This window comes from Flavobacterium suzhouense, from assembly GCF_042684765.1.
GTDB lineage: Bacteria > Bacteroidota > Bacteroidia > Flavobacteriales > Flavobacteriaceae > Flavobacterium > Flavobacterium suzhouense.
This window is the reverse complement of the sequence record NZ_JBHUMD010000005.1, coordinates 41643-57205: the sequence shown is the minus strand read 5'-3', so window position 1 is coordinate 57205 and position 15563 is coordinate 41643. Positions and strand designations below refer to the sequence as shown.

Sequence of the window (15563 nt, the reverse complement as noted above, 5' to 3'; positions counted from 1 at the left end):
GAAAAAGTGTAGTTTTAAGTAAGGTTTTTAATCCCAAAAATATCCCGTATTTTTGCACTTTAATCCCTGTCTGTTTTGAATACCAAAGCTTTTTTAATAACACCACCTTTTACGCAGCTTAACACGCCTTATCCGGCAACGGCCTACCTAAAAGGTTTCCTGAATACTAAAAACATCGCCTCATTTCAGGCCGATCTTGGTATTGAGGTAATATTAAAACTGTTCTCAAAGCAGGGATTAACGGATTTATTCTCGCGTGTAGAGGCTGGAAGTCTGATGTCCGATGTCAGTGGTGATATGGCTGCATCTTTTACCCAAGACCTAACACCTAATGCCTTGAGGATAATCGCCCTTAAAGACGAATACCTGAAAACAATCGATTCGGTTATGCTGTTTCTGCAGGGAAAGAACCCTACGCTATCGCACCTGATATGCAGTGAGGATTTCCTGCCGGAGGCTTCCCGCTTTGCTCAGCTTGAGGAATTGGACTGGGCGTTTGGTTCTATGGGAACGCAGGATAAGGCAAAACACTTTGCAACACTTTACCTTGAAGATATTTCAGATCTTATTGTTGAGTGCGTCGATCCGCATTTTGGTTTTAGCCGTTATGCCGAAAGACTTGGACGTTCGGCCAATTCGTTTGATGAGTTATACGAAAGCCTGCAACAGCCTTATACCTATATAGATGAATTGTTGCTGGATATACTGCATCAGCGTATGCTGGAAGTAAAGCCAAACCTTGTTGGTTTTTCAGTTCCCTTTCCGGGGAACTTATATGCAGCTTTCCGAAGCGCGCAATACATTAAAGAACATTTTCCGGCTGTAAAGATTACCATGGGAGGCGGTTTTCCGAATACGGAACTTCGCTCACTTACGGATATCCGCGTGATGGAGTTTTTCGATTTCATTACACTGGATGATGGCGAAGCTCCTGTAGAATGCCTTATCGAACATATTGAAGGTAAGCGAAATATCGATCAGCTAAAACGCACTTTCGTACTGATGGATGGCGAAGTAAAATATATTGATAATTCAGGTTGCAGGGATTACAAGCAGTCTGATGTGGGTACGCCTGATTATTCGGATCTGTTGCTTGATGATTATATCTCGGTAATTGAGATCGTGAACCCTATGCACCGTATGTGGAGTGATGGCCGCTGGAATAAGCTAACCATGGCACACGGTTGCTATTGGGGTAAGTGTACGTTCTGTGATATATCTCTTGATTATATAAAAGTGTATGAACCGGTCGCGGCTAAACTGCTTGTTGACCGTATGGAAGAACTTATTACCCAAACCGGGCAAAATGGATTCCACTTTGTAGACGAGGCTGCGCCACCGGCATTAATGCGAGAAGTGGCATTAGAAATACTGCGTCGTAATCTTGCTGTTACCTGGTGGACGAACATCCGTTTTGAAAAGAGCTTTACGGCCGACCTTTGCAAACTGCTAAAGGCTTCAGGCTGTATTGCAGTTTCGGGTGGACTTGAAGTAGCATCAGATCGTTTGCTTGATCTGATTCAAAAAGGGGTAACCGTTGCACAGGTGGCACGCGTAACCCGAAACTTTACCGAAGCCGGTATAATGGTGCACGCTTACCTGATGTATGGTTTTCCAACACAAACGGCACAGGAAACAATTGATTCCCTTGAGATGGTACGCCAGATGTTTGAGGCGGGCATCTTGCAATCAGGTTTTTGGCATCAGTTTGCCATGACGGCTCATAGTCCGGTTGGGATGTATCCTGAAAATTTTGGAGTACTGAAAGAAAGTGAAAGTATTGGTAGCTTTGCTAATAACGATATAGTGCATATCGATAAGTCGGGGGCTAACCACGACAAGTTTAGCTTTGGACTAAAGAAGTCGTTGTTCAATTATATGCACGGTATTTGTTTCGACTACGAATTACAGGATTGGTTTGAGTTTAAAGTGCCACGTACTAAAATTGTCCATGATTATATTTACAATGTGCTTCAGGATGATGACAGCTTCAATGTAAAACCTACTGCTAAAGTAGTATGGACAGGGGGAAAACCTGTAGTATCTTATTTTACTAAAAATAAAAAGGGCAGGAGTTTTGAAACGGCTTCACTTACTTTTCATGATAAAAAAGAAAGTTTTACAGTTCAGGCTGATAAAGAGCAAGGGGAATGGCTGGCTTCATTCCTTGTAAAATCAGCAGTATCAGGTAAAGAAGTGATGACGTTTGCCAAAGCAAAACAAAGCTATGAAGATGCCGGCCTTGATGATTTCGAATTGCTATGGTATAGCAAACCCGTAAACACTTTACGCGATTACGGGCTTTTAGTATTGTAAAAGGATTTTTTTAGAACTTTTTAGATTCTTCCATTTTAGTGTATTTCTCGGCTTGTTCTTTAGAGAGCAGCGGCAAAACTTTTTTGTATATCCTTGCAGAGATGGCAGATGCTTTATCTCTTCTTTCATCGGCACTCATGTCTCTGTTTGTATTAAGATTCATGATACTTTCCCTTTCTCCTTCTATGATTTCTTTTATTGCTGCTTTTTGAAAATCGTCAAGAGTAAGTGCTTTGGTAAGATATTCTGTTGATTGTTCTACAAAGTCTACTTTTTCAGGTTTTCTGGAGTCGCGTTTGTATTGGTTTGGGGCAATACGACGGTCTACCTGCGCGCTTACTTCTGTTGAAAATAAAAATGCAAAAACAATAAGTATAAAAGATGCTCTAAGTTTCATAGGTGTTAAATAATAAATTCAAACATACTGAATTTGTGGGAAACAAAAAAGCTAAAGTTTTTAGGCTTTAGCTTCTGTTTATTTAGTTTGACGGTAAATCTGCCGGAACACCATAAAGGTCAAATTCGGTAGCGTCGGTAATTTTTATATTTACGAACTCACCTGTTTTAAGGTAAGCTATAGAAGCATCAATAAGTACTTCGTTGTCTACGTCCGGGCTGTCAAACTCGGTACGTCCTACAAAGTGAGCTCCCTCTTTACGATCGATGATGCAACGGAATGTTTGTCCGATCTTTTCCTGATTAAGTTCCCATGAAATCTGCGATTGAATATCCATAATCTCATTAGCACGTTGTTGTTTAACTTCGGCCGGAACATCATCTTCAAGCAGGTAAGCATGTGTGTTCTCTTCGTGAGAGTAGGTAAAGCAGCCAAGACGCTCAAAGCGCATTTCTTCCACCCAGTTTTTTAGAATCTGGAAGTCTTCTTCAGTCTCCCCCGGATAACCAACAATAAGTGTTGTTCTGATGGTCATTCCCGGAACCGTTTCTCTGAATTCTTTAAGGAGTTTTGTTGTTTTTTCCTGAGTAGTACCGCGACGCATTGATTTCAATACATTGTCGCTAATATGCTGTAGCGGGATATCTATATAGTTACAGATCTTTGGTTCACGCTTCATCAGGTCAAGTACATCCATAGGGAATCCTGAAGGGAACGCATAGTGAAGACGTATCCACTCAATACCTTGAACCTTGGCAAGGTTTTCAAGCAGTTCGGCAAGGTTACGTTTTTTATAAAGATCAAGACCGTAGTAAGTAAGATCCTGAGCGATAAGTATAAGTTCTTTTACGCCATCACGTGCAAGTCCTTCCGCTTCTTTAACCAGTTTTTCGATTGGCTGTGAAACGTGTTTTCCGCGCATAAGCGGAATAGCACAAAAACTGCACGGACGGTCACACCCTTCGGCGATTTTAAGGTAAGCGTAGTTTTTTGGAGTAGTGGTAAGGCGTTCTCCTAAAAGCTCATGACGATAGTCGGCTCCAAGTGCTTTCAATAGTCCCGGCAGCTCGGTAGTTCCAAAATACTGGTCTACGTTAGGGATTTCTTTTTGAAGATCCGGTTTGTAGCGTTCGCTAAGACATCCGGTAACAAAAACCTTATCTACAATACCCTGTTCTTTTTTGTCAACATAATTCAAGATCATGTTTACCGACTCTTCCTTTGCATTGTCAATGAATCCGCAAGTATTGATAACGATGATGTTACCCTCCTGATCCGCAGGGGCTTCGTGGGTTACATCTTTACCGCTTGCCCTAAGTTGTCCCATCAGCACTTCACTGTCATAAACGTTCTTAGAACATCCCAGGGTTATTACATTGATTTTATTCTTCTTTAACGATTTGGTTCTCATGTACTTGAAAATTGGAGTGCAAAATTAAGCATTTATTTCTATTTGTGTGGGGTTTAGTCTTCTAAGTTTCGCATAAGGGTGTTAAAAAAGCCGGACCTCATGGGAGAACCGGCTTCTTTTCCTTTATATGTAAGATGAAAATTAAAGGTCTATGGTATAAGAAAGCGTTATGTTATTGTTGGTGCTTTTGATGCGTGCACTGTCGGGGAAAGCTGTTGGAAGCATTTGTGACTGATAACTTCGCTGGTACCATGAGTATGCAAGGTCAAGTCTTGATATTCCAAAAGAATAACCTATACCTCCGGTAGCGCCGTTAAGATCGCCAATTGTTCTGCTTGTTTTATATGGGCTTTCCTCATAGCGGTAACCGGCTCTAAGGCTAAGTTGTTTAATTCGGTATTCTGCACCAACCCTTATCGTGCTGGCAAGATCAAGTGTGCTGCTTAGCTGATCGTTAATAGTGCCGTAGCCATGGCTTTTGTATTCGGTGTTACTGTAATCTTTAAGTGTGTAGTCAACACTTAATAATCCGCTTTTTCCAAAAACATACGCTGCACTTGCAGTCCATTTAGCCGGGTTTTTAATAGTATATCTGTCATAAACGAATACTGTTGCAGGGTCAAAAACAAAATTAGAAGCAGTACTGTTCTGGTCGCATTCAGGGCAATAAGAAGCTATTCTTTGCGAAACTTCATTACGTAATGTCATCCAGGTAGGAGACTCGTAAGCTATACCGGCCCTGAAAGCTTCGGTAAACTTGTATATTGCACCAAGGTTGAATGAAAAACCGCCTCCGTAAGTGTAACGTTGGTTGTCAAACTGTATTTCCTGCATTCCTGCACCTGAAGTGTTGTTAGGATCTTCGTAAAAGGTGGTGTTTTCGATATAATCGGTAAAATGGGCGTTCAGGTTAATGCCTAAATAAAGACGCTCTTTTAGCTGAGCAGCAAAGTTAAAAGCTACTTTTCCGTTAAAGCCTGATGTGGCAGTATAGTTTTCCTGGTAGTAATTTCCAGTCTGTGGAATGTTGCTTACATATGCCGGTCCGTTCGGATCAGTTCCGGGATTGAAAGCGTAAGCATTGTAGCCTAAATAAGCTTGCTGGTCATTGTAGCTTAAATTTTCAAAATAAGCATTATTAAGTGTATTAAGAGATATGGCTCCTTCATTGCCTACACCGTTAGCGTATCTTAAGAAATATTGGTCTATCGAATTGCGGGTATTAACGCCACGCGAAAAGCTGCGATTGTAAAAAGAGTTGTTGTTTTCGTAGTTAAAGCCAAGAGTGAATTTGCGTACTGTTGCGGCTTCGTTATTGTTGTTGAATACGAAAATGGCACCAATCTGATTAAGGTCAAAGTTGTTGTAATTCTCCTTTTCGGTATTGCCAAAATAATTTGACTTATTGTTTACATTGTAAGATGATAATGAAGCAGTACCGGAATTGTAGTTGAATATTGCAGCTCCGGCAGGGTTTATGGTCATGGCGGAAAGGTCACCACCTACGGCTCCCATTGCGCCGCTCATTCCTCGGAAACGGGCTGTTCCTGTTAGGTTATCTGTAGTGTAACGTACTGCGTTTTCGGCAGTATTTAGTGTTTGCTGAGCTTGCATAATACCTGTAGAAACTAAGCAGGCTGCAAAAAGTAAATATCTTTTCATAACATTGATTTTTAGCTAAAAAATCCCCATGCTCTTTAAACGTAACATGGGGACCTTGTATTGTGTTATCCTCTACGGCCTCCACCGCCACCGCGAGAGCCGCCGCCACCGCCGCCACCTGAGCGTCCGCCTCCAAAGCTGCCACCACCGCTGCTGCGTGATGGTGTACTAAAAGTAGGGCTGCTGCTTCTTGTTGGCGCGCTGCTTCTTGAAGGAGTGTAAGTATTGTTGCTGCGTGAGGAATTGTTATAAGAGTTGCGGCTATTGTTGTAGCTATTTCTTGAATTTCCTTCACTGCGATAAACGTTTCCTGAAGATCGTACCGTTGAAGACCCGCGTGCAGCTGTATTGAATCGGCTACTGCCATTTACGTTGTTGATACTTCTGCTACTGTTGCTTCTTGAGTAGGCACTGCTTCTGCTGCTGCTGTATGCACTTCTGCTGTTTGCGTAAGAGGCTCTTGAACCTGCTCTGCTGCCGCTATAGTATTGACCTCTGCTACCTGCATAATATGCTGTAGAACGTGGGTTGTAGTAATGGCCTCCACCACCGTAGTAGTATCCACCGCCATAATATCCGCCGTAGTAAGGGTATCCACCCCAACCCCAGCCATAGTATGGATAACCCCATCCGTAGCCATAATAAGGATAGCCCCAGCCAAGACCCCAGCCCCAGCCGCCTCCCCAACCTAAGGAAAGACCCCAGCCGCCATAATAGCTTCCGTAGTAAGGGTACCCCCAACCTCCGTAGCCGTAGCCTCCATAACCGCCTCCGTAGATATTTACGGTAGTGTTGCTGGTTTCTTCACCCCATCCGGGATAAGAGTTGTAGTTGTCGGCATAACCTTCAGTGCGTACTGTTGTTGCATCAATCGAGTCGTTAGTGTTTTCCGGAAGAGGAAATTCGTTTTGTAATGATTTGAAATAAGCTGAATAGTTCTGGCCTGAATTTTCGCCATCTCTATAATAAGTTACATTGCCGTCATTGTATTTATATACAGGATTACCATTAGCGTCGCGCGGTACAGATCCGTATACGCCATCACTGTCATGCGACGAGGTGTTTTGGTAGGAACTGCAGGAGGTAATAGCCAATCCTAAGATTCCCAATAGGCTGTAAAGGGAAAATCGCTGGATATTGAAGTAATTAGTTTTCATGGCTTTGCTTTTTTTATTGTTGAAGTATTCAAAAATAGTTAGTTTTGCTGAACTATATTATATATAAAAGTAAAACAATATTTGTGCCAATTTATTTAAAATGAGTAAAAATCTAACTACAAGAGCAGAAGATTATTCCAAATGGTATAATGAACTGGTTGTAAAAGCAGACCTTGCTGAAAATTCAGGGGTTAGGGGATGTATGGTTATCAAGCCATACGGCTATGCAATATGGGAAAAAATGCAGGCTGAACTTGATAAGAAGTTCAAAGAAACAGGACACCAAAATGCTTACTTCCCCTTATTTATACCCAAGTCGTATTTCAGCAAAGAGGCAAGCCACGTAGATGGTTTTGCTAAAGAGTGTGCGGTTGTTACTCACTACAGGCTGAAAACAGCCGAAGACGGGTCTATAGAAGTAGATCCTGAAGCTAAGCTTGAAGAAGAGCTTATTGTAAGGCCTACATCAGAAACGATTATATGGGATACTTACAGGAAATGGATACAATCGTACCGTGACCTTCCTATACTTGTTAACCAGTGGGCAAACGTAGTGCGCTGGGAAATGAGAACACGTTTGTTCTTAAGAACTGCCGAATTCCTTTGGCAGGAGGGGCATACGGCTCACGCGACACAACAGGAAGCTATTGCAGAAGCAGAACAAATGATGAATGTATATGCTGACTTTGCTGAGAACTTTATGGCTATTCCGGTTGTAAAAGGGGTGAAGACAGCTAATGAGCGTTTTGCAGGGGCTTTAGAAACCTATTGTATCGAAGCGCTTATGCAGGATGGTAAAGCGTTACAGGCAGGTACATCACACTTCCTTGGGCAGAACTTTGCAAAAGCTTTTGATGTGAAGTTTACCAACCAGGAAGGTAAGCAGGATTATGTATGGGCAACATCATGGGGAGTGTCTACGCGACTTATGGGTGCGCTTGTAATGACGCATTCTGATGATAACGGACTTGTACTGCCTCCAAACCTAGCTCCAATACAGGTGGTGATCGTACCGATATATAAAGGCGACGATCAACTTGCAGCTATTTCAGAAGAAGTAAACAAGTTAGTAGCTAAGCTGAGAAAATTAAACATTTCGGTTAAGTATGACGACAGGACTACCCAAAAGCCGGGATGGAAGTTTAATGAATATGAACTGAAAGGTGTACCGCTTCGCGTGGCTATAGGTCCAAACGATCTTGCTAATGGTACTTTTGAAGTAGCAAGAAGAGATACACTTACCAAAGAAGTTGTAGCTGCTGCTGATGTAGTAACGTATTTACAGGACAAACTTGACGAAATTCAGGCAAACCTGTTCAATAAGGCACTTGACTACAGAAACTCGCATATAACAGAAGTAAATACCTTTGAGGAGTTCAAAGACGTGCTTGATAACAAGGGTGGATTTGTGGCTGCACACTGGGATGGTACTCCTGAGACAGAAGAAAAAATAAAAGAGCTAACAAAGGCAACAATTCGTTGTATTGCATTAGACAGAGTTGAAGAGCTGGGTACGTGTGTGTTAACAGGTGCTCCAAGCGCGGGAAGGGTACTGTTTGCAAGGGCTTACTAAAAATTTTTTCATTTTTTTTGTTTCAACTCTTGCGGAAGTAAAAAATAGTTGTACATTTGCAACCGCAATAGAGAAACAAAATGGCCCGTTCGTCTATCGGTTAGGACGCCAGGTTTTCATCCTGGTAAGGGGGGTTCGATTCCCCCACGGGCTACTGAAATTTTGAGAATACAATGGTCCGTTCGTCTAGGGGTTAGGACGCCAGGTTTTCATCCTGGTAACAGGGGTTCGATTCCCCTACGGACTACAATTACAACATTAACAAGTTTATAAGTTAAGAAAATGGCAAATCACAAGTCAGCATTAAAGAGAATCAGAACTAGCGAAAAGAAGAGAGTGTTGAACAGATATCAGCACAAAACTACTCGTAATGCTATCAAAGCAATACGTTTAGCTACTGTGAAAAGTGAGGCTGCTGCTAAATTATCTTCAGTTATCTCAATGATTGATAAATTAGCTAAGAAAAACATCATTCACGCTAACAAGGCTTCAAACCTTAAGTCTAAATTGACTAAACACGTTGCTTCTCTAGCATAAGCTAAAAGACAACAATCCAATATACAAGGCTCTCCGTAAACACGGAGAGCTTTTTGTTTTGGTGATAGTTCATATATTTTATTAGATTTGGTTTGAGTTGTACGGATTGCAAACACATGTTACACAGTTATTGCTGACCTCATTAATATACAATATGAAAAATTACATATTACTTTTAAGCGTGATATTGTTATTAAGTTGAAAATATGGAAATAACAATATCAAATTTAATAACCTTCTTACGGAAGGTGGAAAAGATGAGACTTGGTGGTTCGAAGCTTTGGAGGATGATAATTATGTATTGATATATTATCATAGGTCTTACAATAAGAATTATAAAACCTATGATAAATATAAGGTTCTTACTGAGAATATTCCTCTCGATGAGAAGGAGGGATTTGAAGAATTGACATGGTATTTTAGAGAAAAGGATAGTTTGTTGTCGCTCGGGCCAAGATTAGAATATAAAGTAGTAAGCTATTCAAAAGATACTATACTGCTTTCTGGTTATAAATATAAAGGCAGTTTTAGAATGATAAGAACTCCCGATAGCTAATAGTTCGGATATGTAATGAATATCTCGTAAGGAAACCGCAGATTTGTAATCCGCACCATCGGCTAGTAACTTACAAGCTGCTAAAATCAGGTATTTCTACGTGGTTTTTGTGTCTGATTAAAAATCATCTTTGCAGATAAACGTGTTGCAAGATGATGTTAGACTACCAAATACCGCCAGCCATGGAACTGAATGCAATTGATGCCGGACTACTTACCGTTACTTTTATTATAGATACCCAATATATACTCACTAATTTTCCTGATGCCGCGCTAAATAAAAAAAGCCCTGTGCGCATCGATGGAAGTGCATTTTCAATGTTAGCCGATATGAGATCGGTGGTTACGGGTTACAATACCAGAAACCTTGTTCTGAAAGGGGCGATCGCTGATGTAATTGTTTTTGCTGCAGAACCTAAATATTATATTGCCAGGGAGTGTGTACAATTGTTTTCTGTGAGTCCTATGATTGGAAGGCTCGACATTCAGCCTTTCAATGATGGAATCGAATCCGAAGGGGAGAAACATAAAATACCTGAAGGAAAAAAATTCATGGCTATGATACGCCGTAAAGGCACAGAACAACTGGAGATACGTTTTTCGGTTTATACCCTGCAGCCAGATGGTACTTACGGACTTCACGGAATTTTTTACACAGACCAGCTCAAACTCGAAGTGGAATAGTTTTAATGCGCTATGATAGTGTCTGAGCTATCACTTTGGGCAAACTCTTTAATGTTTTTTCTTCCTATTAGCAGAATACCAAGTCCTATTAGTGTGGTTGAAGCCATGATAGCCACCATTGGTACCATAGAGTCTTTTACCAGTATTCCCACAGCCATAGATGCCAGTGAGCCCATTCCCATTTGCAAAGCGCCCAATAGTGCCGAAGCGCTGCCCGCATTCTTAGAAAATGGTGCAAGTGCTAATCCTGCAGTATTAGGATTGGTTAATCCAAGACACCCCAGGTAAAGAAACAGCATTATTATGGTAGAGTACAATCCCAGCCAGTTGTTTATTGCTGCTATTAAAAAAGCAGTACTTATGATTAATTGGAGTGAAAGACCTATATATACTAACTGTTCGCTTTTATACCAGCGCAACAATAATGAGTTGAACTGACTGACACCTATAAAGCTAACCGACATAAGGGCAAATATCCATCCATAAGTTTCCCCAGATACTTTAAAGATATCCATAAACAGCAGGGGAGAACCTGCTACATAGGTGAACAGACCCGAAAATGCAACGGCTCCCGAAACTGCATAGGTATAAAATTGGGGTGTGGTTAGCACTTTGGCAAAACCTGTTAGTATAGGTTTTGGCTTTAGTGATATTGAGGGGTCAGGTTTGTGGGTATGCGGTAGCCCAAAACGGGAGGCAAGCAATACGGCAAATCCCATAATTGCAAGTATAATAAATATGGTATGCCATCCCCATACTGCTATCACATAACTGCCTATGGTAGGTGCAAGCATTGGCGAAAGCCCTAATACAAGCAATAAAAGTGAAAATACTTTAGGACTGTCTTCAACAGGAAAGAGGTCACGTACCATTGCCATTGCAGCTACAGTTGCGGCGCAACTACCCACAGCCTGAATAAAACGAAGTCCGATAAACATATCTATGTTTTTAGTAACGGCACAACCTAAAGATGCTAACAGGTATACAGTAAGTCCTATATATAATGGTCGTTTTCTGCCATAGCGGTCTAATAACGGACCGTAAAGTAATTGTCCTGCTGATATTCCGATAAAGTAACTTGATAGCGATAGCGATACATTATTTACCGTGGTGTTCAGGTCATCGGCAATTGCCGAGAATCCGGGAAGGTACATATCGATAGAAAAAGGCCCCAGGGCAGTTAAGAAACCTAATATCAATATGAGTGTAATATATTTTTGTTTGGTCATGATGTTTTCGGAACTTTTTGCAAAGGTAGCTTCTACGATTGGAATTAATGAACCACAATGTTATTATTAGGGATTTTATAACATAGAAAAAGAAAAGCATCTGCCACGGCGGATGCTTTTTGAAGTATTTATTTTTTAGCAAATCCTTTACGGGTCATTTCGCCCCAGGTCTTTTTGCCTCTTGCTTTTTCGTAGTAACCTTTCAATGCAGCATATACTGTTATTGGGTGAAAATAGATGGGTTCTATAAAAGCGGCCATCAGCATTTTTGCAAAGTCTGTTCTTTTCCTGTATTTGTGGTAGGTGCGTTCTTCGGTATAGAGTGCCAGTACAGAGAACATCACGGCAAAAGTATAAACAAACAACAGCATTAGTATAAAGTAATGCCAGTTAAGTATACCTAATACCACAAAGGCTACAGTAATAATGATTCCTGCAAATTCAATAAATGGAGCAAGGAATTCGAAAAACGTCCAATACGGAACGCTAATCATACCTAAAAGCTTATACTTAGGATTCAGGAACATTTTTTTGTGCAACAATAGGGTTTCGATGGTGCCACGCATCCATCGGCTACGCTGCTTTACAAATATTGATCTTGTTTCAGGAGCCTCCGTCCAGCAAAGAGGGTCGGGGATGTAGCTTACGGTATAAGGCATTTTGTTTTCGAGCATATAACGCCTCATACGAACTACAAGCTCCATGTCTTCACCTACGGTTTTAGTATCATAACCTCCGGCCAGTAAAGCGATTTCCTTATCGAAAGCGCCAAAAGCACCACTAATAAGCAGTAGCCCATCGAGATGTCCCCATGCCATGCGCCCTAAGAGGAATGCTCTTAAATATTCAAGCACCTGAATTCTTGGCAGCATATTATCCGGAATGTTTACCTCTACAAGTCGGCCATCACGAATAACACATTGGTTCGCTATACGAACTACACCTCCGGTAGCAATTACTCGTTTGCCGTTGCCTTCTAAAAACGGTTTAGAGAGTTTTAGTAAGGAGTCTTTATCCAGTATGCAGTCAACATCAATACAAACCACATAAGGATTACTTGCAATATTTAAGCCTACATTAAGGGCATCGGCCTTACCACCGTTTTCCTTATCTACAACAATCAGTTTTTTAAAGGCTGCATTTTTAGAGGCGTAAACTTTACGTATCAATTTTGTGGGTATCTGCCCGTTGTACCTAAAATTAACAGGTTCCAATTCGTAACTTTCAATAAGAATTTCCATTGAATTGTCCTTACTGCCATCATTTACAAGTATTACCTGGTAGTTATTGTAGTTTAGTGAAAGTAGCGATCGTACATTTTCTTTTATCGTCAGGCCCTCATTATAGGCTGGAGCAATAAGTGAAAGTGCCGGAGCATATTCGCTGGAAAGCAGTACTTCATAATCAACAAAGCTATTGCGTTTAAGGTAGCTGCGTAATTCTTTTGCCGAAAGGTAAGCCAGTATCAGGTAGGAAGACATGATAAATACGGCATATCCTAAAATCAGGAGAAGATAAATATGTACAAACGCTGATACTTCAGAATTAAAATCGATCATCTCCCTGATTTTTTGTTGTTAGAAAAAGAAGTAGTTCCTGGGCTTCGAACTTAATCTGTTCGTTAGGTGCATTTTCGGCTAAATCTACTACATAAGGTAATTTGCGCGCCAGCTCTAAGGTATGAATAATCTTTAGCCCAAGGCTGATTACGGTTGTGTTCCCTGAAGTTAGTAATAACTCTATTTCATCATTGTCTTCTACATAATTGCGTTTAAAGGCACTTACAATATTTACCTGTTCCCACATATCTATAGGATCTTTATGATACGCAAGGTGTACAATACCCTTATTGCCATTAAGTTTGGTACAGGCTTTAATAGCGGCAATTTTTATTTCTTTACTTCTTGATTGTGAGAGTTTAACAAGTAGAGGGAAAGCTTTAGTGATTTTCATTTCGGCAAGTTCCTGAATACCGCTGCAAACCACATGCATTTCACGGTCTTTTAGTTTAGCTAATGAGGTTTCCATCAAACCGGATTCAAAATAAAAAGACTCCAGTATTTTTGCAGAAGTACCGTCGTAATTTTGATGCATGTTGATGATGGATTTCATCAGCTGTTTACGGAAGTATTTAATTTTAAAGTATTGGCTGTACTCTGGGTCGCTTATTATAGAAGCATAGGAGCGTCCTGCAAAAACTACATGCATAAATATGGTTTCTATAACTGCGTTATAGTTGTCATAATTTTTCCTTCGGGTTATTTTTTCCGACCTGATAACGATTATAAAAAGGAATAGCATACCGGCTATACCTATAAACAACAGTATAAGCCACAGCAGGATAGTGTCCAGCCATATACCTGATTTATATGAGTTCCAAATGTGTTCCATTTAAAATCGTTTTGTCAATATTAGCTGGCAGTTAAATCTGTGCCTGTACGAACTCGGATAATATTCTTCGTACTCATAGAGAAATACCGGGCGGATAAAAAAGGACTCGCCAAACCTGTGTTGGTATTGTATTCCTGCTCTGTAGGCTCTTAATGGTTCTGATGTTATACTGTATACTGAACTGTCGTAGATATACAGATAAGGTACTGTGCCATATTGTCCTTCAAGACGAATAAGGTTTTCTTTATCCTCATCATAATGCTGCAGACTCAATACATGCGACCATAAATTGTTTTGAATGTCATAGTAGGGCCTGTAAGCAAGCGTATAATTTTGGTATCGGTAGGCTACCTGTCCGGTGGCAAGTTCAACATCATCATCTTCAAAATGCATATAGCGTCCGCCAAGAGAAAAGTCAAACTGTCCCTGAGGAACAAAATAATATTCTGCTCCCAGGCGTATTTTGGGGAAAATGATCTCACCCTGCGATACACCGGCATTGGTGTACAAATAGCTTCGGTTATTGAATTTTTGGTAAAAATCAGCTTCAAGTTGCGCTTCGCCTTCACCATGACGATAACCAAAGTTAGCACGACCTATAAGTGTTGATTTTGTAAATTTTCTAAGGTACTCAGCATAACCGTAATGGGTAGGGGATTCCCCCGGATCATAAGTCGAAATATTAAGATAAGATACCGCAATAGCATTTTTCTTTTTGCGGGAAATGATATTTCTTAATCCGGTTACCCTTTCATTATTGGTGTAATCAGCAGGTAATTGGTCGAGAGTTGCAAGCGCTTCTTTGTCCATCCCTTTTTTTTCAAGACAGGTAGCTTTGATAATAAGAATGTCGGAATTACCGGGATTAAGCGCAAGATATTTGTCACAATAAGTAATGCAGGCATCATAATCGTACGACCAATAGGTCGTATTAACAATGGCTTCAAGAGCTTCAACGTTAGGACTATTTCTGTCAGTAAGTGGTCGCAGTGTTTTTTTAGCTTTAGCAAAGTCCTTTTTCCAACTGTAAACCCTTCCCTGATATACAATAATGTCTTCATTGCCGGGATAAGCTGATTCAAGTTTGTCAAGTATGTCGATTGCTTCGTTATACTTTTTACTCTCAGCTTTTTCCCTTACCTGTTTAAATGCCTCATCAATATCCTGAGCAAAGGAAAACTGGCATACGAACAATGTTATGAGCAAAGAAGCTATTATTTTCATCTGTTATTTTCTTTAAGAAGCTTATTAATCCTTACCAGCAATACCGATGGGCTTATGGGTTTCGCCATAAAATCATTGGCTCCAATATCAAAGGCATCGAGTTCGGTTTGTTCAATGCCTGATGATGTAAATATTATTATTGGTGTTTGGCGCCCGAGCGTAATGCGGACATATTGTGTCATTTCCATACCACTTATTCCGGGCATGTTAATGTCGGTAAGGATAATATCACAGTCATTATTCTTTATAGCTTCAAGGGCTTCTCGTCCGTCAGCAAACTGGTTGACTTCAAAGCCTTTTGATTCTAAAAAGAAAGACAATGACTTTCTTAAAAGGTCGTTATCTTCGGCCAGGATTATTTTCATAATAACTAAAATTAGTTGCAGGAAAACGTATTAATCCTGCTAAAATTAAAGTGCGAAATCTA

General features: G+C 40.5%; 14 protein-coding genes and 2 tRNA genes. 7 read left to right on the top strand and 9 right to left on the bottom strand.

The genetic code is table 11. The features are described from left to right. The first annotated feature begins 75 nt into the window (after positions 1-75). Positions 76-2316, top strand: coding sequence for a B12-binding domain-containing radical SAM protein (locus tag ACFSR3_RS03050; RefSeq protein WP_379819666.1), 2241 nt, complete (start codon positions 76-78; stop codon positions 2314-2316). A gap of 10 nt (positions 2317-2326) precedes the next feature. Here the strand turns inward: ACFSR3_RS03050 and ACFSR3_RS03045 are convergent, their stop codons facing one another. The 4 genes from ACFSR3_RS03045 to ACFSR3_RS03030 form a co-directional block, all read right to left on the bottom strand. After that, a complete protein-coding gene (locus tag ACFSR3_RS03045; RefSeq protein WP_379819665.1) occupies positions 2327-2713 on the bottom strand; it encodes a hypothetical protein in 387 nt (128 codons plus the stop codon). A gap of 82 nt (positions 2714-2795) precedes the next feature. Continuing rightward, positions 2796-4124 (bottom strand): 30S ribosomal protein S12 methylthiotransferase RimO, encoded by a 1329-nt coding sequence (rimO, locus tag ACFSR3_RS03040; protein WP_379819664.1) that lies wholly within the window; start codon positions 4122-4124, stop codon positions 2796-2798. Between the two features lie 141 nt (positions 4125-4265). Further along, entirely contained in the window at positions 4266-5786 is a 1521-nt protein-coding gene (locus tag ACFSR3_RS03035) for an OmpP1/FadL family transporter (RefSeq protein ID WP_379819663.1), read from the bottom strand. A gap of 65 nt (positions 5787-5851) precedes the next feature. Further along, positions 5852-6943, bottom strand: coding sequence for a hypothetical protein (locus ACFSR3_RS03030; RefSeq protein ID WP_379819662.1), 1092 nt, complete (start codon positions 6941-6943; stop codon positions 5852-5854). Positions 6944-7043: 100 nt separating this feature from the next. Here ACFSR3_RS03030 and proS point away from each other — a divergent pair, with 100 nt between their 5' ends. From proS to ACFSR3_RS03000, 6 genes are all read left to right on the top strand, one after another. Continuing rightward, positions 7044-8516 (top strand): proline--tRNA ligase, encoded by a 1473-nt coding sequence (gene proS, locus ACFSR3_RS03025; RefSeq protein WP_379819661.1) that lies wholly within the window; start codon positions 7044-7046, stop codon positions 8514-8516. An 82-nt stretch (positions 8517-8598) separates the two neighbouring features. Next, positions 8599-8670, top strand: a tRNA-Glu gene (locus ACFSR3_RS03020). A 21-nt stretch (positions 8671-8691) separates the two neighbouring features. Further along, positions 8692-8763 (top strand) — tRNA-Glu (locus tag ACFSR3_RS03015). Positions 8764-8798: 35 nt separating this feature from the next. Then, positions 8799-9053: a 30S ribosomal protein S20 gene (rpsT, locus tag ACFSR3_RS03010; protein ID WP_169521470.1), complete on the top strand. Its 255-nt coding sequence runs from the start codon at positions 8799-8801 to the stop codon at positions 9051-9053. A gap of 301 nt (positions 9054-9354) precedes the next feature. Continuing rightward, positions 9355-9609, top strand: a complete 255-nt coding sequence (locus ACFSR3_RS03005) for a hypothetical protein (protein WP_379819660.1) — start codon at positions 9355-9357, stop codon at positions 9607-9609. A gap of 152 nt (positions 9610-9761) precedes the next feature. After that, on the top strand, positions 9762-10292 hold the full coding sequence (locus ACFSR3_RS03000; protein ID WP_379819659.1) for an AidA/PixA family protein: 531 nt from the start codon (positions 9762-9764) through the stop codon (positions 10290-10292). Between the two features lie 2 nt (positions 10293-10294). Here ACFSR3_RS03000 and ACFSR3_RS02995 read toward each other — a convergent pair whose 3' ends face one another. From ACFSR3_RS02995 to ACFSR3_RS02975, 5 genes are all read right to left on the bottom strand, one after another. Further along, entirely contained in the window at positions 10295-11521 is a 1227-nt protein-coding gene (locus tag ACFSR3_RS02995) for a multidrug effflux MFS transporter (protein WP_379819658.1), read from the bottom strand. A 128-nt stretch (positions 11522-11649) separates the two neighbouring features. After that, positions 11650-13080 (bottom strand): glycosyltransferase family 2 protein, encoded by a 1431-nt coding sequence (locus tag ACFSR3_RS02990; RefSeq protein WP_379819657.1) that lies wholly within the window; start codon positions 13078-13080, stop codon positions 11650-11652. Beyond that, complete coding sequence (locus ACFSR3_RS02985) at positions 13067-13912, bottom strand: HEAT repeat domain-containing protein (RefSeq protein ID WP_379819656.1); 846 nt, start codon at positions 13910-13912, stop codon at positions 13067-13069. The genes ACFSR3_RS02990 and ACFSR3_RS02985 overlap by 14 nt, the downstream gene beginning before the upstream one ends. Continuing rightward, positions 13913-15136, bottom strand: a complete 1224-nt coding sequence (locus ACFSR3_RS02980; RefSeq protein ID WP_379819654.1) for a YaiO family outer membrane beta-barrel protein — start codon at positions 15134-15136, stop codon at positions 13913-13915. After that, on the bottom strand, positions 15133-15501 hold the full coding sequence (locus tag ACFSR3_RS02975; RefSeq protein ID WP_114757789.1) for a response regulator transcription factor: 369 nt from the start codon (positions 15499-15501) through the stop codon (positions 15133-15135). The genes ACFSR3_RS02980 and ACFSR3_RS02975 overlap by 4 nt, the downstream gene beginning before the upstream one ends. Positions 15502-15563 lie beyond the last annotated feature (62 nt).